Source organism: Sediminitomix flava (genome assembly GCF_003149185.1).
In the GTDB taxonomy this organism is placed as follows: domain Bacteria; phylum Bacteroidota; class Bacteroidia; order Cytophagales; family Flammeovirgaceae; genus Sediminitomix; species Sediminitomix flava.
This window is the reverse complement of the sequence record NZ_QGDO01000005.1, coordinates 28,001-46,596: the sequence shown is the minus strand read 5'-3', so window position 1 is coordinate 46,596 and position 18,596 is coordinate 28,001. Positions and strand designations below refer to the sequence as shown.

General features: G+C 34.6%; 16 protein-coding genes. 9 read left to right on the top strand and 7 right to left on the bottom strand.

The genetic code is table 11. The annotated features are described in order from the left end of the window. The first annotated feature begins 59 nt into the window (after positions 1 to 59). On the top strand, positions 60 to 1,367 hold the full coding sequence (locus BC781_RS17705; RefSeq protein ID WP_109620288.1) for a pyridoxal phosphate-dependent aminotransferase: 1,308 nt from the start codon (positions 60 to 62) through the stop codon (positions 1,365 to 1,367). 79 nt (positions 1,368 to 1,446) lie between these two features. On the opposite strand, the gene thiL is transcribed toward BC781_RS17705, so the two are convergent. Both thiL and BC781_RS17695 read right to left on the bottom strand, forming a co-directional pair. Then, positions 1,447 to 2,490, bottom strand: a complete 1,044-nt coding sequence (thiL, locus tag BC781_RS17700) for a thiamine-phosphate kinase (protein ID WP_109620286.1) — start codon at positions 2,488 to 2,490, stop codon at positions 1,447 to 1,449. An 84-nt stretch (positions 2,491 to 2,574) separates the two neighbouring features. Beyond that, positions 2,575 to 3,036 (bottom strand): hypothetical protein, encoded by a 462-nt coding sequence (locus BC781_RS17695; protein WP_109620284.1) that lies wholly within the window; start codon positions 3,034 to 3,036, stop codon positions 2,575 to 2,577. Positions 3,037 to 3,359: 323 nt separating this feature from the next. Here BC781_RS17695 and BC781_RS17690 point away from each other — a divergent pair, with 323 nt between their 5' ends. Next, entirely contained in the window at positions 3,360 to 3,713 is a 354-nt protein-coding gene (locus BC781_RS17690) for a hypothetical protein (protein WP_109620282.1), read from the top strand. A 48-nt stretch (positions 3,714 to 3,761) separates the two neighbouring features. Continuing rightward, a complete protein-coding gene (locus BC781_RS17685) occupies positions 3,762 to 4,376 on the top strand; it encodes a Pathogenesis-related transcriptional factor and ERF protein (RefSeq protein ID WP_211323873.1) in 615 nt (204 codons plus the stop codon). 55 nt (positions 4,377 to 4,431) lie between these two features. Here BC781_RS17685 and gcvT read toward each other — a convergent pair whose 3' ends face one another. Then, positions 4,432 to 5,526 carry a glycine cleavage system aminomethyltransferase GcvT gene (gene gcvT / locus BC781_RS17680; protein WP_109620280.1) on the bottom strand — a complete coding sequence of 365 codons (1,095 nt, stop codon included), beginning with the start codon at positions 5,524 to 5,526 and terminating at the stop codon, positions 4,432 to 4,434. 330 nt (positions 5,527 to 5,856) lie between these two features. Between gcvT and aspA the strand changes: the two genes are divergently transcribed. After that, entirely contained in the window at positions 5,857 to 7,275 is a 1,419-nt protein-coding gene (aspA, locus tag BC781_RS17675) for an aspartate ammonia-lyase (protein WP_109620278.1), read from the top strand. 79 nt (positions 7,276 to 7,354) lie between these two features. Here aspA and hisD read toward each other — a convergent pair whose 3' ends face one another. Continuing rightward, positions 7,355 to 8,641 (bottom strand): histidinol dehydrogenase, encoded by a 1,287-nt coding sequence (gene hisD, locus BC781_RS17670; RefSeq protein ID WP_109620276.1) that lies wholly within the window; start codon positions 8,639 to 8,641, stop codon positions 7,355 to 7,357. Continuing rightward, positions 8,641 to 9,498, bottom strand: coding sequence for an ATP phosphoribosyltransferase (gene hisG, locus BC781_RS17665; RefSeq protein WP_109620274.1), 858 nt, complete (start codon positions 9,496 to 9,498; stop codon positions 8,641 to 8,643). Before hisG ends, hisD begins: the two co-directional genes overlap by 1 nt. 175 nt (positions 9,499 to 9,673) lie before the next feature. Between hisG and BC781_RS17660 the strand changes: the two genes are divergently transcribed. Next, positions 9,674 to 10,552, top strand: a complete 879-nt coding sequence (locus BC781_RS17660) for a geranylgeranylglycerol-phosphate geranylgeranyltransferase (protein ID WP_109620272.1) — start codon at positions 9,674 to 9,676, stop codon at positions 10,550 to 10,552. Positions 10,553 to 10,574: 22 nt separating this feature from the next. Here BC781_RS17660 and BC781_RS17655 read toward each other — a convergent pair whose 3' ends face one another. After that, positions 10,575 to 11,363 carry a queuosine precursor transporter gene (locus tag BC781_RS17655; RefSeq protein ID WP_109620271.1) on the bottom strand — a complete coding sequence of 263 codons (789 nt, stop codon included), beginning with the start codon at positions 11,361 to 11,363 and terminating at the stop codon, positions 10,575 to 10,577. Positions 11,364 to 11,724: 361 nt separating this feature from the next. Between BC781_RS17655 and BC781_RS17650 the strand changes: the two genes are divergently transcribed. Both BC781_RS17650 and BC781_RS17645 read left to right on the top strand, forming a co-directional pair. Beyond that, entirely contained in the window at positions 11,725 to 12,462 is a 738-nt protein-coding gene (locus tag BC781_RS17650; protein ID WP_109620269.1) for a response regulator transcription factor, read from the top strand. A 124-nt stretch (positions 12,463 to 12,586) separates the two neighbouring features. Further along, positions 12,587 to 14,176 carry a toxin-antitoxin system YwqK family antitoxin gene (locus BC781_RS17645; RefSeq protein ID WP_158281515.1) on the top strand — a complete coding sequence of 530 codons (1,590 nt, stop codon included), beginning with the start codon at positions 12,587 to 12,589 and terminating at the stop codon, positions 14,174 to 14,176. A 67-nt stretch (positions 14,177 to 14,243) separates the two neighbouring features. On the opposite strand, the gene BC781_RS17640 is transcribed toward BC781_RS17645, so the two are convergent. Beyond that, positions 14,244 to 16,244, bottom strand: a complete 2,001-nt coding sequence (locus tag BC781_RS17640; protein WP_109620265.1) for a peptidylprolyl isomerase — start codon at positions 16,242 to 16,244, stop codon at positions 14,244 to 14,246. A gap of 296 nt (positions 16,245 to 16,540) precedes the next feature. Between BC781_RS17640 and BC781_RS17635 the strand changes: the two genes are divergently transcribed. Both BC781_RS17635 and BC781_RS17630 read left to right on the top strand, forming a co-directional pair. After that, positions 16,541 to 17,848, top strand: a complete 1,308-nt coding sequence (locus BC781_RS17635) for a thymidine phosphorylase (protein WP_109620264.1) — start codon at positions 16,541 to 16,543, stop codon at positions 17,846 to 17,848. Between the two features lie 50 nt (positions 17,849 to 17,898). Continuing rightward, positions 17,899 to 18,594: an HAD family hydrolase gene (locus tag BC781_RS17630; RefSeq protein ID WP_109620261.1), complete on the top strand. Its 696-nt coding sequence runs from the start codon at positions 17,899 to 17,901 to the stop codon at positions 18,592 to 18,594. Positions 18,595 to 18,596 lie beyond the last annotated feature (2 nt).

The window sequence follows — 18,596 nt, the reverse complement described above, 5'->3', positions numbered from 1 at the left end:
ATTCTCTAATAATAAAGTACAAATTTGCAGTCCGTTTCCGAAAAACAAAATAATGTATTATGAGACAACAACTACTCAGAACAGGAGCTAATGAATTAAGCTACGAAATTAGAGGTATTGTCAAAAAAGCAGAACAGCTTCAAAAAATTGGCTATGACATTCAATGGGAAAACATTGGAGACCCTATTGAGAAAGATAACCGAATGCCAGAATGGATGAGAAACATCATTTCTGAGCTAGTACAAGACAGTAAAACTTTTGGGTATTGCCACTCAAAAGGAGTCCCTGCCACAAGAGAATTTTTGGCTGAAAAAACAAATGCTCTTGGAGGAGTTCAAATTTCTCAAGACGATATATTATTTTTTAACGGACTAGGAGATGCTATTTCTAAAGTCTACCAATATATTTTACCAACATCAAGAATTATTGGTCCTTCTCCAGCATATTCTACGCACTCTTCTGCAGAGGCTGCTCATGCCAATGCTCACCCATTGACATATAAGTTAGACCCTCAGAATAATTGGTATCCCGACATGGAAGACCTTTATTTGAAGGTAAAATACAATCCAAATATTGTCGGTATTCTGATCATAAATCCTGACAACCCTACAGGAATGGTTTACCCTCAAGAGATTTTGAAGAGGTTTGTAGAAATCGCTAAAGAATTTGATTTATTCTTGATTTGTGATGAAATCTACCATAATGTCACCTATAATGGAGCAATAGCTCATCAGTTAGCTGAATATATTGAGGATGTTCCGGGACTTGCTTTGAAAGGGATTTCTAAAGAATTCCCTTGGCCAGGCTCTAGATGTGGTTGGATAGAATATTACAACAGAGACAATGATGAACAGTTTGACAAATTATGTCAGACCTTAGATAATGCAAAAATGATTGAGGTGTGCTCAACAAAGCTTCCTCAGCTTGCAATTCCAAAAGTGATGTCAGATCCTAGATATTTACCATATCGAAAGGCTGAAAATGAAAAGATTGGAAAAAGAAGTAAAATAATTGCTGAACTTTTGGGCGATCTTCCATATATATATTTCAATGAAACTTTTGGTGCTTTCTACAACACAATCATCTTTAAAGACGATGTTTTAAACCAAAAGCAATCTCTAAAGATTGAAAATCCTCAAGCTAAAGGTCTTTTAGATGAGTGGTTAAATACAGAAGAGATTAAAAATGATAAGCGCTTTGTGTATAATCTTTTAGCGTCTAAAGGCATTTGTGTCGTCCCTATTTCATCTTTCTGTTCTGATCTACAAGGGTTCAGAGTGACACTTTTAGAAGAAAATGAGGACACTTTAAGAGATACATTTGGGAAAATCCGAGAAGCAATTATAGAGTATTGTACTTCTGCATAATTACTTTCATAAAAGCAAAAGAGTCACTTTCTCTACTAAGAAAGTGACTCTTTTTTTATTGCTATCTAAGAGAGAGGGCTTAGAAATGTTTCCAACCTTGAGCAGTGATATCTACTACTTGCTGACCTCTGGTTACAAACTTACGCCCCTTTGAAGCCTCAGTTGTATAACCAATAGGTGTGATATCTGGAAGATTCTCAATTTTAGCAAAATCTTCTTGTTTAACCGTAAATAGTAGTTCATAATCTTCACCACCATTTAGCGCACATACAGACGGCGTGATATTAAAATCTGTTGTAGCTACATCAACTGTCATACGATCAATTGGCAACCTGTCTTCATAAATCACAACGCCTAAATCACTTTGAGAACAAATATGAAGTAATTCTGATGCTAAACCATCAGAAATATCCATCATTGCAGTAGGTACTACACCTTTTTCTCTCAGTTCATAGACCACATCCATTCTAGCAGAAGGTTTCAATTGACGTTCAATCAAATAATTCTTTCCATCTAGTTGAGGCTCCATATTAGGGTTTGCTAAAAACTCTTGCTTTTCACGTTCAAGAATATTTAAACCTAAATATGCAGCTCCTAAATCACCAGAAACACAAATTACATCTCCTTTCTGAGCCGTATTTCTATAAGTGATTTTATCTTCTTCTACAGTTCCTACTGCTGTGATAGAGATAATCAAACCTACATTTGATGAAGTTGTATCACCACCAACTAGGTCAACATTATATTCTTCACAAGCCAGATTTATACCTCTATAAAGTTCATCAATTGCTTCAACTGAAAAACGATTACTAAAAGCAATACTTACGGTTACTTGTTTAGGAATTGCATTCATAGCTGCAATGTCTGAAACATTTACTGCAATAGCTTTGAATCCTAAATGTTTTAGAGGAGCATAGCGTAGGTCGAAGTGAACACCTTCAACTAGCATATCTGTAGAAATCACTGTAAGTTCTTTCTCTCCTTTTATTACAGCTGCATCATCTCCTATTCCTTTAAGGGTAGAAGCATGATGAATTTTTGCATCTTTTTTAATTCTGTCAATCAAGCCGAATTCACCCAACTCAGCTATTTCTGTACGTTTTGACTCTGATTGATTTGCCATTAAGTATTTGCGGTTTCTAAAATTGAAATGCTTTACTTCACAAAGATAAGAATTCGAAACATCATAGATGCATCATAGCATCATTTAAGATTCTAATTCTAATCTTGTTTTCAGATTTTCTATGGTTACCTCTTCAATATCTGAAACACCGTCTGAAGCTTCGGCAAAAAGAGTAAGGATATCTAAAATATCATCTTTCTCATATTCATGCGCTTCAAGGTATGACCTCAAGCCTTCAATTAATTTCCCCTCCCATTCATCGAGGTTGTCACTCAAGAATACTAATTCATTGTAAAAATCGTCGATTAGCTCAGCATATCGATCTTCAGATACTTCATCTCTGTGCGTATCAGCCATGAAACGAGCTAAATATTTAACATATACCCATTCTTCATCGTCAATAACGCCATCACAGGCGACAATAAGCAGACATGGAAAATACGTAAAAAGAGTATAAAAATTATCGAGTTCTATCTTACTAGAACTTTCCTTTTTATAACTCTCATATAGACCTATAATAATGGTTTCGTTGTTAAGGTTTTGCATAATTGCGAGTAAAAGTCTATAAACTAGTTGAAAGAAGTTTATTCTATATAATTTAAAAGAAAGTAAGCTAATGCAAAGCTAAAGTTTACATTTTATGCCCATAAAGGTATCCATTCTATATATATTCACAAAATTTTAAAAATTAAAGCAAGATTAAACACTGTTTACCCTAAAACCTCTTACTATTTTTAAAATAATTCAATATATTTGCATTTATTATATAATTAGTAGTATATATGATTTAATATTTGTATATTTTTTAACGGAAGTTTAATTCTGTTATTTTTTTACTTACAGCTAACTATTGAAAAAAGTCATTTTTTATGAATAGGCAGAGGAAAAATTATCCAGGGGACCTACGAATTGCTGGTACTAAAGACTATGGGCTGATCTTGGGTAATTTAATGAATTATAGAAATCAGTTAATCCGCGAAACGGATGAGCAAAAGGTAGGTGATTTGTTTTTAAAAGTGTCTGAGAAACTTAAAGAACTAGGTTTTCAAAGAGCCAGTGATGCCACAAAAAGAAAAGCTGGTAGAAGAAAGCTCGGTAAATTCCAAGACATAACATTGAAGAAGAAAGAAGAAGTCATTGACTCTGCTGCTAAATATTGGCATCAAGGCAAAGAGAAACATGAGTTAGCAAAGAAGTCACTTAAAGAAGCAGTAAGTAAATAACCAATTGTTAATATTATCATTTTAACCTATTTCTAAATTATATTTTTTATGCTAGTAAAGTTGCTACTCAAGAATTCTCCTAAAAAAGTCATTATTGATGACCATGTTTACGATTACCTGAGAACCAATCCTTATCTCCAAAGCATCGACTTTATACACAACTTAAGGGAACACTCTTCTGGACGTGCTGTTTTCCAAAAGTCGTGGAGACAAACTGATGGTTCTTACAAAACTGAAACCATTTATCTACATAAGATGGTAGCCGAGAAATTTCTTGAGAAATCAGAAGACCGTAAAGGAGATCTGATAAAGATCATAAACGGAGACCGATTAGATTGTAGATTAAAGAATTTGGAATGGAGTAACCGATCTGATATCAAAAGGAATATCGGTTCTACTCGTAATAAGACTGGTTTTATTGGTGTATTTAAAGACAGATACAACTATAGAGCCGTAATCTACCAAAACCGTAAACCTATTCCTTTAGGAACATTTAAAACCCCTGAAGAAGCTGCCTTAGCCTACAACAAAAAATCATTAAAACTATTTGGCTACACCAAAAGCTTGAACAAGATTAAGGAACTACCTGATGGTTTAACTGCTACTCCTGAAGAATTAGGATTGGTATCTGTGAAAAAAGAAAAACTTCAGAGTTTACAATAACAAAAAAAGGCAATCCGAACAGATTGCCTTTTTTATTTATCTCTTTATCGATCAATTACTTCAAGAATGGAGCTTTAGTAACTACTGCTTTCAGTTTTCTTTTTCTTACTGCAACAACTACTTCTGTTTCTGCTTTATCAAATGGTTTATTGATATAAGCCATAGCAATACCGTATCCCAAACTTGGAGACATTGTACCTGAAGTAATTTTTCCGATTACATTTCCTTCGTTATCCTCAACCTCATAACCTTGACGAGGAATACCTTTATCAATCATTTTAAGACCTACTAATCGTCTAGTTACTCCAGCCTCCTTTTGAGCTTTCAAATTTTCAGAGTTAGTAAAATCTTTGGTGAATTTTGTAATCCAACCTAAACCAGCTTCTAGCGGTGATGTCGTATCGTCAATATCATTTCCATACAGACAATACCCCATTTCAAGCCTTAAAGTATCTCTAGCACCTAAACCAATTGGTTGAATACCGTAATCTTTACCTGCGGCAAAAATTGCTTCCCAAACAGCCGCTGCATCCTCATTTTTCACATAAATTTCAAAACCTCCAGAACCTGTATATCCTGTTGCTGAAATGATCACATCAGAAACACCTGCAAACGTATCAATAGTGAAAGTATAGAAGCCCATTTCGCCTAAATTCACTTCAGTCAGGCTTTGCATTGCCTCAACTGCCTTCGGACCTTGAACTGCGAAAAGAGACATTTGGTCTGAGATATTTTCCATCTCTACACCTTCTGTATTTCTCTCACTAATCCAATTCCAATCTTTTTCGATGTTAGAAGCATTAACTACCAAAAGATACTCTTCATCCTTGATTTTGTAAACGATCAAATCATCTACAACTCCACCATCTTCATTTGGCAAACAAGAATACTGAGCTTTACCATCAAATAACTTAGATGCATCATTTGATGTTACTCTTTGGATAAGGTCTAATGCTTTTGGACCTCTCAACATGAATTCTCCCATATGAGACACATCAAAAACACCTACTCCTTCACGAACACATTTGTGCTCTTCAATGTCAGATGTATATCTCACAGGCATATTATAACCTGCAAATGGAGTCATTTTAGCTCCTAGTTGTTCATGAACATCATTAAGAGCGATTTTTTTTACAGTTTCCAATTCCATCAAAAAATGTGTGTTTATACAAATCGTTTTCTAATTCCAATGCACGAAAATACATGCACAGAATCTAAGGTCAATATTTTTTAATGTTTTTTTATTCCTTGATTAATTTTCTATCCACTAAATGAGACAAAAAGATAAAATAGTATTAATAGAAGATTGGTAATTTCAGACTTAACACTCATTAACCTCAAAGTCGGTTTTAAATATAACAATCAACCTATATTTAGAATTATTGATATACGACTAAAATCATCAAAGATTTGAAAGGAACTATTATCAAAATTCCTTTATTATTTAACTAATGTAAAGTAATACGCAATGCCACATAGAATGGAACGCTTTAGAACAGAATCTGACCTAATTGGTGAAAAACAGGTACCCGGAAATGCTTATTACGGTATTCAAACACTGAGAGCGATGGAAAACTTTGACATCTCTGGAGTCAAAGTAAGTGCTTTCCCAAAATATATTGAATCACTCGCATTGGTTAAATTAGCCGCGGCTAAAGCCAACCACGAATTAGGTGATATCTCTGACGAAATGATAAAAGCCATTGAACGAGCTGCTGAAGATGTGTCTGCAGGTTTGTTCAATGATCAATTCCCGATTGACCTAATCCAAGGTGGAGCTGGAACTTCAACCAATATGAATATAAATGAAGTTATAGCGAACCGCACACTAGAAATATTAGGCAAAAAGAAAGGGGAATACGAATTCTGTCATCCAAACGATCACATCAATATGTCACAATCGACAAACGATGTGTTCCCTACAGCTATAAAGATTGCTCTGATCAAAATGAATGTTGATCTAGAAGAAGCTCTTGCCCAACTTGTTGAAGCCTTCAGAAAAAAAGGAGAAGAGTTTTCTCATGTCATCAAGATGGGACGTACTCAACTTCAAGATGCTGTACCGATGACTGTCGGTCAAGAGTTTGAAGCCTTTGCTGCAACTTTAAGTGAGGAGACAGCAAGACTAGAACAAAATGCAGCTCTTTTTGAAGAAATAAATATGGGAGCAACAGCTATTGGTACAGGTATCAATACTGACCCAAATTATACAGATAAAGTAGTAAAGCATTTATCAGACTTAACTGGAATAAAACTAAAAAGAGCAAAGAATTTCATTGAGGCGACTCCTGACACAGGTGCATTTGTAATGTACTCTTCTGTGTTGAAAAGACTTGCTGTTAAGTTGTCTAAAATCTGTAATGATCTTCGATTACTTTCTTCTGGCCCTCGTACAGGGTTAAATGAGATCAACCTACCTCCTATGCAGCCAGGTTCTTCAATTATGCCTGGTAAGGTAAACCCAGTTATTCCAGAGGTAGTAAACCAAGTATGTTTTGTTGTCTTTGGAAACGATACAACAATTACATTTGCAGCTGAAGCTGGTCAATTACAACTAAATGTAATGGAGCCTGTTTTAGTGAGAAGTTTATTCGAGTCAATGGATATGCTTCAAAAAGCGATGGACACACTTCGCGAACTATGTATTGATGGCATTACAGTCAATGAAGAACATTGTAAAGCTATGGTTCTAAACTCTATTGGAATTGTAACAGCACTTAACCCTGTATTGGGTTACAAAGTTTGTTCAGCTTTGGCAAAAGAGGCTCTAAGAGAAAATAGATCAGTCTACGATTTAGTATTAGAGAAAAAACTCTTAGAAAAAGAAGATTTGGATGATATTCTTAGCCCTGAGAATATGGTACAACCAAGACGCTTCAAACAAAACAATAAGAAGTAGTTTTCATTTGGAGATAAAAAAGACCCCTTTCTCAAAATTTTGAGAAAGGGGTCTTTTTTATACCTTCTTCTTTCTTGAATTAATCTTTCAAGGTCTGAAGTCTGACTGTCACAGCATTTTTGTGAGCATCTAATTCTTCATGTTTTGCCATAATTTCAACATTAGGGCCTAAAACTTTTAGCCCTTCTTTTGAAATCTTTTGGAAAGTTATCTTCCTTACAAAACTATCAAGTGATACCCCACTATAACTTTTTGCATAACCATATGTTGGCAAAGTATGATTGGTCCCAGAAGCATAGTCTCCAGCCGATTCTGGAGTGTAGTGACCAATAAATACAGAACCAGCATTAATGATTTGCTCAGCTACATCCTCAGCATTATCCAAAGATAAAATTAAGTGTTCAGCTGCATACTCATTGATCAAGTCAAGCGCTTCTTTTTCATCCTTCAAAAGGATTATATGGCTATTCTCTAATGCTTTTGCCGCAATTTCTTTTCTAGGTAATTGCTCCAATTGAGAAGTTACTTCATCAGAGACTTTAGCAATTAACTCCTCAGAAGTAGTTACCAAAATCACTTGGCTATCGACACCATGCTCAGCTTGAGAAAGTAAATCAGCAGCTATAAATGAAGGATGAGCAGTTTCGTCAGCCCAAACAGCAACCTCAGATGGTCCTGCAGGCATATCTATCGCAACTCCAGCTTTCATAGCCAATTGCTTTGCAGCAGTAACATACTGATTTCCTGGACCAAAAATCTTATCAACTTTTGTAATTGATGAAGTACCGTAAGTCATAGCAGCTACAGCTTGAGCACCACCTACCTTATAGATTTTCTTTAACCCAATAAGATTTGCCGTATAAAGTATAGCTGGATTGATCTTTCCTTCTTTGTTGGAAGGAGTACAAAGAATCACTTCTTTACAATCAGCCAAAATAGCAGGTACACCCAGCATTAAAACTGTTGAGAAAAGTGGAGCAGTCCCTCCAGGGATATACAAACCTACTTTCTCAATTCCCACGCTTTTTCTCCAGCACTCTACCCCTGCCATAGTCTCTACCAACTTCACAGGTTCGAACTGAGCTTCGTGGAAAGTCTTAATGTTCTGATGGGCAACTTGAATTGCTTTTTTAAGCTCCTCATCAGTGTTAGCAATAGCGTCCTCGATTTCACTTTCAGAAACTAAGAATTCATCTAAGACTACTTGATCAAACTTTTGAGCAAATTCTTTTACAGCTTCATCACCTCTCGTACGAACAGATTCCATGATCGGAACAACTCGATCAACAATTTCATCAAAGTCCATGACAGGACGTTTGAGAATTTCTGACCAAGCTGTTCTTTCAGGGTATTTGAATACCTTCATTATAGTACCATTTTTTCGATTGGGACAACCAAAATACCTTGGGCTCCAGCTTCTTTTAGCTCTTCAATTTTATCCCAGAAATCATTCTCATTAATCACAGAATGCATAGAAACCCAGCCTTTTTGCGCTAATGGTAAAATTGAAGGACTTTTCATTCCAGGTAAAACAGAAATAATTTTATCAACTGCTTCTTCAGGTGCATTTAACAAGATATACTTGTTACTATCTGCATTTTGAAGTGCATTAATTCTGAATAATAATTTGTCTAAGATTTCTTGTTTCTCTGCAGATAAACCTGGGCTAGCCACTGCTACAGCTTCTGAGAAGAAAATCTCTTCAACCTCTTTCAATCCGTTTTGGAAAAGAGTACTACCCGAACTTACGATATCACAAACCCCTTGAGCTAGTCCAATACTTGGAGCAATCTCAACAGACCCACTGATTTCGTGAATTTGAGCATTTACGCCTTGCTCTTTTAAATAATCAGAAAGAATTTTAGGGTATGAAGTGGCAATGTCTTTACCTTCAAAATAGCTGATCCCTGAATATTCTTCAGACTTCGGAATAGCCAAAGACAATCTGCATTTAGAGAATCCTAAACGATGTATAAGCTTAACTTCTTTAGCCTTTTCAACAAGAACGTTCTCTCCAACAATTCCGATATCAGCGACACCATCTGCCACGTAACCAGGAATATCATCATCTCTTAAGAAAAGGAATTCGATTGGGAAGTTTGAAGCTTCTGCCTTAAGTTTTCCTTTTCCGTTACTTACCTTGATTCCACATTTTTTAATCAAGTCCATAGAGCCTTCGCTCAACCTACCCGACTTTTGGATGGCTAATCTAAGTTTTTCCATTAATTTAGAATTGTAAATTGCAATTAGTTATTTGTATTAATAGTCAGTGAAAGTTACTAATCACTTTTATAAAATTGGTCAAAAACCTAAAAAGTTTTCCATATTTTAATACTAAACACTAACTAAAATAAAGTTTAGATGTTTAAAACTTCAAACATTTGATCATACTAAATCAATGAACGTCAGGAGAAAAATTTATTATCTGGGAATAAAAACAACCTATTTTCTAAGGCTCATCAGAATCAATAATTTGATCATGATGATACTAACCCAGTATTTTCTAAGAATTTTTGTGATCGGTTCTAGAGCTGATTGGTTGCAATCTCTTACCGATCCTTTATTTGCAAGAGTGGTATTAGCTACCACTTTAATTGCGGCTGCAGGATATGTGATTAATGATTATTACGATATAAAAATTGATACCATAAATAAACCTTCCCGAGTCTTTATCGGAAGAATACTCACAAGACGGAAAGCCATGTTTTTACATACTTTCCTCAATTTTATTGGAATAGCCCTTGGTACTAGCGTCTCTATAAAAATTGGGGTAATATGCTTTATCTGTGCCTTTCTTCTTTGGCTTTACTCCAATCAGCTAAAACGGATGCTTTTCATTGGTAATTTATGTGTAGCGGCACTTACTTCACTTTGTATTCTTATCATCGGAATTTATGTAGACGATCACTATGCCTTAATCTACATCTATTCATTATTTGCTTTTGGAACTACAGTGATAAGGGAAATAATCAAAGACATTCAGGACTTGAAAGGAGATAAAGCTTTTGGTTGTAAGACGCTTCCAATTGTTTGGGGGATTAGAAAAACAAAATACTTGATCTATTTTCTTATTTCCACATTGATTATAAGCACAGGAGCACTGATTCATCTTTATGAATTCAGTGCTCTCAATATATTTTTAATATTTCTGTTAGTACCTGTACTTTACCTAGCTTACAGACTCTATAATGCAGATACTGTAAAAGAGTTTGCTTGGTTAAGTAGCTACTGTAAAGCAATCATGCTTGCAGGTATTTTAGGTATCTATTTTGTGTAAAAGACCTTAATGAACCCTTAAATTATTCAACACTTAAGGGTTCATTTACTTCCTTTAGCTCCTCTCCCAAATATCGATCGATCAGATAATGTCCCAAGTAAATTAATGGCGTCAAGAAAACTGCAATTAAGAACTTGTAAATGTAGTTGATTATACCCACCGAAATTACCATTTCTAATTCCCAATTTCCCCAAACGTAAAAGGCAACCCAAAGTACCACAAAGCTATCAATGAACTGAGAAATCAGCGTAGAACCAGTTGCTCTTAGCCATACTTTCTTTGAGTTAGTAATGTTTTTTAGCCATTGGAAAGTCCAAGCATCAAGTAATTGCCCAATTAAAAATGCAACCAATGAGCCTACAATGATTCCCATTCCTTGTAAAAAAACTTTAGAGTAAGCTTCATTTATATCGAAACTATTCCCCGCCGAATCAGTCGCATTGACATCTAACCAAAATTGAGCTGGAGGTAATTCTGTTGCTATCCAAATCACTACAAATACATAGGCTATTAGTCCTGCAGTAATAAATGTAATTCGCCTTACTCCTTTTACCCCAAAATATTCATTGATTATATCTGTTGTCACAAATACAATTGGCCATAAAACCACCCCTGCTGTCAGGTTAAAATCGAGCTTTACGCCTTCTAGAAGTGGAATTTGAGCTGGTGCAAAACCTAAAAGTGATTCAAGTGAAAAAATCTTACCTCCTACCATTTCTGCTACCAACGCATTCGTTAGGAAAATGGATGACAAGATGATGTACAAAAGTGTTTTCCGCTTATTTTTTTCTTTGAAAGTTATTTGAGTCATCGCTAGAGTTGTTTCAGTAAAGTTTAAAAATCCATTATTTATTACGTAAGCAAAAATTATTTCTAGCTAAAATTGTTTCGGTTAGATGAAATTTATTGTTCTGTAAGAAAATTTTTGAAGGAGTTACAACCGTAATAGAATTCTAAAAATGAGAATTTTATTGGAATATACAGGCGAAAAAAGTTTACTAAAATGAGACTATCTATCAACTTTTAATGTTAATAGTAGTGAATGAATGTAAACTATAACGGAAAAAAACGTGTCTTTTGTAAAAAGAAAACGCACTTGATATGTGTTAATGGCTTAATATCCCATAATCATTCACAATAAAATTTATTAATATCCAAATAACCTTTTGAACATGAATGCAAATACAAAAATATTGTTAGTAGAAGATGATAGAATTATCGCTTCCCTAGTAAAAAAATATTTAGACGTTAGAGGTTATGTCGTACACCACTGCGAAGATGGTGTAAGTGGTCTAAAAGAATTCCAAAAATTCAAATTCGATCTTTGTATTCTTGACGTAATGATGCCTCATAAAGACGGTTATGCTTTAGCTGAGGAAATCAGAGCTGTTGACCAGTACATTCCTATCTTGTTCATGTCTTCAAACAACTTGCCTAAAGATAAGATCAAAGCTTTCCATATTGGTGCCGATGATTATATCACGAAACCTGTAAACGTGGAAGAGTTATTACTTCGTATTGAAGTGATCTTAAAACGTCAGAAGCAAGAGCCTAAAGTTGACCAAACGAAAGTAGAAAACCAATCTGAAATTAATATTGGTAGCTACATCCTTGACTTCCCTTACCAAAAGTTGAGTCATGGAGAAGAAACTAGAAGATTAACAACGAGAGAGGCAGAACTATTACGCTTCTTGTACCTTCATAAAAACAGTTTGATAAAACGTGAATACATTCTCCAAGAAGTTTGGGGTGATGACGACTACTATAAAGGTAGAAGTTTAGATGTGTTTATGTCTCGTTTAAGAAAATATCTTAAAGATGATCCAAGCATTGAAATCTTGAATGTTCACGGTATCGGATTCAAATTCTTAGTATCTGATGCTCATACTGGAAATCAACAAGCATCATAAAATATCACAAAAGCCTGTCTTCATTTAAGACAGGCTTTTTTCATGGCATAATATTCGTAAAATGGGGTTTAGAATAAACCAATATATCGTTTTCATTATCTTTGCGAAAAATCATTTCCAAGCCATGAGATTTATAATTACGACCACACTTTTTTTTCTACTCACAATATCAAACACTTATGCCAAAGGGCTTCAAGATAATCCAATTAAAACCAAAGAAATCAAGACCTATTCTGATCTTAACCAAGCAATCTTAAAAGAAAAATATATCATAATAGATTCTCCCGATTCTATAAAACATGGAGCATATCTTAGGTTTTACCCAGATTCAAACTTCAATAACGTTGAAGTAAAAGCCTTTTTTCAGAACGGAAAATTAGAAAAGGAATACATTGAATATTACGAAAATGGACAAGCACGTATTTCTAAATTTTATAAAGACGGACTTGAAGAGGGAGAATTCGCAAGCTATTTCTTTGACGGAAGAGTAAAAGCAAAAGGTTTTTATATCAAAGGTCAATTAGAAGGTGAGCTTAAAAGGTATTACCCTGACGGCAGTGTTAATGCTGAAGTGAGCATGAAAAATGGAAAACGACATGGTAGTTTCAAGGAATATTACCCGAATGGAAATATCATGAGTGTTTACCAAATGGAAAACGACCTAAGAGAAGGACCTGTTGAAGCTTTTGATCGAGATGGTAAAATTATACAGCAAGGTCACTATCACCATGACTTAATGGATGGTGAGTTCATTACTTTTTACCTCAGTGACACCATTAAAACCAAAAGTCAATTTAAAGCAGGTCAACTAGAAGGGATTACTCAGTCTTTTTATGAAAATGGCGCTTTAAAAGAAGAAACTCCTTATCAAAACGGAAAAGAGGAAGGAGTTAGAAAGACGTACTATTCTGATGGAACGCTTCAATCTGAAACAAATTTTGAAGCGGGAAAAAACACCAATAATTACAAAATCTATTATCAGAATAAGCAAATTAAACAGGAGGTTGTAACAATCCCATCTGGGAAAGGATACTTTAAAGAATACACCGAAGATGGTACCCTCATTCGTGAAGCAGAGACATTAAATGGTCAACTTCATGGCATTTCAAAAGGTTATTTCACCAATGGAAACAAAGAATACATTTTCAGATATTCCAACAATCTAAAAGAAGGAAAATCAGAAACCTTCTATCCTTCTGGAATTTTAAAATCTGTAATTGTTTACAGCAATAAAGAACGCGATCAACAGATTAAAGAGTTTTATGAAAATGAAAAACTGAAAAGTGAGTCATTCATAAAATATAAAAGAGAAGAAGGCATTTGGAAAAGCTATCACCCAACTGGCGCAATCAAAGAAGAAACCAAATTTACGAAAGGACAGATCGTAGAACCTAAGAAATATTATTATGAAAGTGGTAATCTTAAAACTCTAGAGCCTTATCTGAGAAAAAGGATTCATGGACTTGTCGTTAATTATTTTGATGAAAAAGGTGGACAGATCAAGTCGACAATAACTTACGACAAGGGTAAAATTTACGGCGCAGCCAAATATTATTATCCTAATCAACAAATACGAAAAGAAGGAAGACTTTACCTTTTGAAGAAGTTAGGAGAATGGAAGTACTATGATGAGGAAGGCAATTTGACCAAAGTTGAAAAATACAACAAAGGTGAGCTAATCGAATCCAAAGACATGCCTCCTATTGAAGAATAAATAATACAAAAATGGCGTATCAATTCATTATTGATACGCCATTGTTTACATAATGTCATTTCAAATATTAGATCAGAAGATGATTATTTTCCCAACTCACATTTAGAACATAATCCTCCTCAGAAAGTCGTTCAACAACATCCATTCCTTGAATAACTTTCCCAATCACTGTATATCTCCCATTCAATCTTGGAGTATCGGTCAAAGTAATAAACCACTGACTAGACTCTGTATCCTTTCCTAATGAAGCTACTCCTACAGTTCCTTTTTCATAATAATCTGAAGTAAATTCCGAAGGAATCAATTCTTCAGCATCAGTACCAAATCCATCGCCTCTGTGGCAGCCTGTTTGCACAACAAAATCATGAACTACTCTATGAAAACGCTTATGGTTGTAGTATCCTTTATGTAAGTTCTCCACAAAATGCTGAACACCAATAGGTGACTTTTCTAGGTTCAATCTTAGAAAGATATTTCCTTCTGATGTTTCTACCTTCACAATCCCATCTGAAGGGATAGTTGCTAATGTTTTGGTGTTAAGCTCTTTCTTCAGAAATACCGAAGGATCTAAATTTTCTTCGTCTTTACCTTCATAATAAGCTATCGTTTTATTCAACTCATATAGTGCTTCGTATTGAAGAGGTAATCTTAACTTATCTTTAGTGGTATACAAAAATTCATAATCTTCTATCAGTCTTTTATAGCCCAAAACAGGGTCTCTTAGTGAAGAAGCCGCTATCGAAATCAGCCCTTCATCATTAGATTCTAGCATAACTTTCAACATGGCTAAAAATTCTTCTTCAATTTTAGGGTATACAGCCTTTACAACCTGTTCATCACTTTGCTTATAGGCATTAATTAAAGACTGTAACGCAGAAGTTTTCAATTGCTGTGAAGTATCCTGCATAATCACTTTTGTAGCCAACTCCCATTGTGTCGTATCCTTACATAACGCATCCAAATACCATGCTCTTTCGTGTGTTTTTGAGGAAGAAGAGTAAAGTGATTTCACTTTAGCCAAAACACTTTTCTTATTACTATTTTTAACCATTGAAGCCAATAAAATAGACTTAGCTTTTGAATAAGAAATCCTATCAATCACCTTTTCCCAGTACTCCACTTCCCAAGCTATCATTTTATCAGCTATCAACTTTGAGGCGTAATATGAGACACCTTTATTCTCACTTGAAAGACTAGGTATCACCTTTTTCTTTTCTCTATAAGTCAAAGAAAATGAATTTAAAGCTTGTAATGCTTCCATCAATACTAAAGGTGATTTTTCCGTTTCTAAATGATTCAATAAAAACTTCTTTACATCCCCATTTTTCGGATAATGACGCAAAGAAAGAATTAGTTTACTTCTGCTATCGGTGTCTGTTTCATTATTTATTAAGCCTGTAATTGAGGCGTATGGAATGACTGCATCAAGATTTGGTACTCTACTGAAATATTGAGCCCCCAAAGTTCTGTACATTTCATCTTCTGAAAGAAATTTTTCTAATATGTTAAATACAGCTTGCTCATTATAAATGCCTTTAGCTAACAATTCAGATAAGCCTTGTAAACATGAAAAAGCATATTGATGATTGCTTTCTTTTAAGTGAACCAAAAAATCAAGCTGAGCTTCTCCTCCCACTTTCCCGAGAGCAACAATCATCTCATCAACAAAAGACTTCTCTGACTCAGAAGTAATCAGATTTGTTAGATCTGCAGCATTTTTATTGTTTCTAAATTGACCAATAGCAAATGCAGCTTCTTTTCTACTCTCCAGATCACTTAAAGTATCTTTCAACACCTCCATTAAAAAAAACTCCGATTTTGGGTCTTGAATTTTTCCTAAGGCAGAAATAATTGAAGCTTTAATCTCTGCACTTTTACTTTTTTGGTACAACTTCTCCAAAGCTTCTGTATCTCTGGCTAATTGTAACTTCAGAACATTTTGTAGCTTTTTATTTTCATATTTATTGAGGAAAATACTTTGTGTGGAGAAGAAGTTATTAAAAAATAAGAAAGCACCTAAAGCAAGTGCAAACACTGTAAAAACAAAGATTTTATTATTTCTTTTCATATGGCAAATGGATACAAAAAAGCCTTGTGGTTTCTATTTCAAACGTTAATGTAATTTAATATATAATTTTTAACTTAAGTCTTAAAAAATACAACCTACTGTATTTCTTTAAGATAGTCTAACATATTCTTTATTCGGAATTAACATTTTTCAGAATTGGTTGAACCCTTTTCTTAAAATACGATATTTGTACTATTAAAAGTCTTACTCTAAATACTGACATAGAAACTTCTTCATCAAATTCAATATTTACCTTATTGAGTAAGCATTCCTATTTATAGAAACCGCACTTCACAATGAGACCTGTAGACATAATAGATAAAAAGAGAAATAATAAAGCTCTTAGCAAAGAAGAAATTAGTCGTTTTTTCCAAGAGTATTTACATGGAGGAGTCACAGACTACCAAGTGGCAGCATTTCTTATGGCTATCTGCTTTAATGGAATGAGCAACGAAGAAATTTTTGCGCTTACAAGCGAAATGATTGCCTCTGGAGAAACCATAAAGTTTGATGATGTTGAAGCTTTTCTGATTGACAAACACTCTACAGGTGGTGTTGGTGATAAAACAAGTATTGCAATAGCCCCTCTTATTGCTTGCTTAGGAATGGCTACAGCCAAACTAAGTGGTAGAGGCTTAGGACATACAGGTGGAACAATTGATAAGTTTGAAGCGATAGAAGGTTTTCAATTTGCTAAAAATGAAACTGATTTAAACGCTTTAATCAATCAAACAGGAATCGGGATTGCAGGTGCAGCAAAGAACATTGTTCCACTTGATAAAAAATTATATGCACTAAGGGATGTAACTGCAACCGTACAGAGTATTCCATTGATTGCAAGTAGCATTATGAGTAAAAAACTTGCAATTCATGCGGATGGGATCATTCTCGATGTTAAAGTAGGTAGTGGTGCATTCATGAAAGATACCGAAACAGCCAAAGAGCTTTCGAAAACGATGCTTCAACTCGCAAAAGACTTCGAAAGAAAAATGATTGTGGTACTTTCAAATATGGATCAACCTTTAGGCTTCAGTGTCGGGAATAGTCTTGAACTTATTGAAGCGATAGAAACACTAAAAGGAAATGGCCCTAAAGACTTCACTGAATTAGTAATTCATTTGGTTGCAACGGCACTATTTATCAAAGGAGATACAAATAGTATAGAAGAAGCAACAGATAAAGTAAAAGCACTTATCGGCACAGAAGAACCCTTAGAACACCTTCGTAAATTCATTAAGGAAAGTGGCGGAAATGAAAAACTTGTCGATGACTACACTCTCCTTCCTGTTGCTGAAAAGACAATTGAAGTTGTAAGTACGGTGGATGGTTACGTGCACAAAATTGTAGCTGACCAAATCGGAAATGCAGCCATGGAACTAGGTGCAGGTAGAAAAACAAAAACTGACCAAGTTGACCATAGCGTTGGAATCATTCTTCATAAAAAAGTAGGTGATAAAATAGAAAAAGGTGACGGACTAGCGACACTTTATTTCAATTCAGATCATCAATTAGAAGATGTCATGGATATGGTAAAAGATGCCTATACAATCCTAGAAGAAGAGATTTCTGCTCCTAAAGTCATTTTGGAAACAATCATTTCATAGATTTGCGCCGAATTTAATTTTAACTTTTGAAATTCTAATCAATCGAGTTAATGACAAAACCTTCTGTAATTGCTTTTGATGCTGACGACACCTTGTGGGTGAACGAACCAATCTTTAACGAAGTGGAAGATAAGTTCGCAAAACTTTTGTTGCACTACACCTCTGAGGAAACGCTAAAAAAGAAGCTTTTTGACACAGAAATCAAAAACTTGCACATTTTCGGTTATGGCGTAAAAGGCTTTATGCTTTCCATGATTGAAACTGCAATTGAACTTACAAATGGTCAAATTACAGGTGATGAAATTCATAAAATAATTTCATGGGGGAAAGATATGCTCCAACATCCTGTTCATTTATTAGATGGAATCGAAGAAACTCTTAAAGAATTACATGGGGATTATAAACTCATGATCATTACAAAAGGAGATTTATTCGATCAAGAATCAAAAATTGCTCGTTCGGGGCTAGCAGACTATTTCGATCATATTGAGATTGTAAGTGAAAAAGATGAAAAGACCTACCAACAAATTCTTGATAAGTATAATATCGCTAAAGAAGAATTTTTAATGATTGGAAACTCTGCAAAATCAGATGTTCTTCCACTCATAAATATTGGTAGTCAAGCCATACATATTCCCTATCACACAACTTGGGAACATGAAAAAGTAGATGAGGCTCAAAAAGCTAAGCTTCCTTACATCGAAATTTCTGAGATCAAACAAATTTTCAATTACTTGAACAAATAACG

What these genes read in the sequence shown, in the direction of transcription:
- BC781_RS17635 (WP_109620264.1), top strand. Translation starts at nt 16,541, where the DNA reads ATGAGACCTGTAGACATAATAGATAAAAAGAGAAATAATAAAGCTCTT.
- BC781_RS17655 (WP_109620271.1), bottom strand. Translation starts at nt 11,363, where the DNA reads ATGACTCAAATAACTTTCAAAGAAAAAAATAAGCGGAAAACACTTTTG.
- BC781_RS17705 (WP_109620288.1), top strand. Translation starts at nt 60, where the DNA reads ATGAGACAACAACTACTCAGAACAGGAGCTAATGAATTAAGCTACGAA.
- gcvT (WP_109620280.1), bottom strand. Translation starts at nt 5,526, where the DNA reads ATGGAATTGGAAACTGTAAAAAAAATCGCTCTTAATGATGTTCATGAA.
- BC781_RS17690 (WP_109620282.1), top strand. Translation starts at nt 3,360, where the DNA reads ATGAATAGGCAGAGGAAAAATTATCCAGGGGACCTACGAATTGCTGGT.
- aspA (WP_109620278.1), top strand. Translation starts at nt 5,857, where the DNA reads ATGGAACGCTTTAGAACAGAATCTGACCTAATTGGTGAAAAACAGGTA.
- BC781_RS17650 (WP_109620269.1), top strand. Translation starts at nt 11,725, where the DNA reads ATGAATGCAAATACAAAAATATTGTTAGTAGAAGATGATAGAATTATC.
- BC781_RS17695 (WP_109620284.1), bottom strand. Translation starts at nt 3,036, where the DNA reads ATGCAAAACCTTAACAACGAAACCATTATTATAGGTCTATATGAGAGT.
- BC781_RS17645 (WP_158281515.1), top strand. Translation starts at nt 12,587, where the DNA reads ATGAGATTTATAATTACGACCACACTTTTTTTTCTACTCACAATATCA.
- BC781_RS17640 (WP_109620265.1), bottom strand. Translation starts at nt 16,244, where the DNA reads ATGAAAAGAAATAATAAAATCTTTGTTTTTACAGTGTTTGCACTTGCT.
- BC781_RS17630 (WP_109620261.1), top strand. Translation starts at nt 17,899, where the DNA reads ATGACAAAACCTTCTGTAATTGCTTTTGATGCTGACGACACCTTGTGG.
- hisG (WP_109620274.1), bottom strand. Translation starts at nt 9,498, where the DNA reads ATGGAAAAACTTAGATTAGCCATCCAAAAGTCGGGTAGGTTGAGCGAA.
- hisD (WP_109620276.1), bottom strand. Translation starts at nt 8,641, where the DNA reads ATGAAGGTATTCAAATACCCTGAAAGAACAGCTTGGTCAGAAATTCTC.
- BC781_RS17660 (WP_109620272.1), top strand. Translation starts at nt 9,674, where the DNA reads ATGAACGTCAGGAGAAAAATTTATTATCTGGGAATAAAAACAACCTAT.
- BC781_RS17685 (WP_211323873.1), top strand. Translation starts at nt 3,762, where the DNA reads ATGCTAGTAAAGTTGCTACTCAAGAATTCTCCTAAAAAAGTCATTATT.
- thiL (WP_109620286.1), bottom strand. Translation starts at nt 2,490, where the DNA reads ATGGCAAATCAATCAGAGTCAAAACGTACAGAAATAGCTGAGTTGGGT.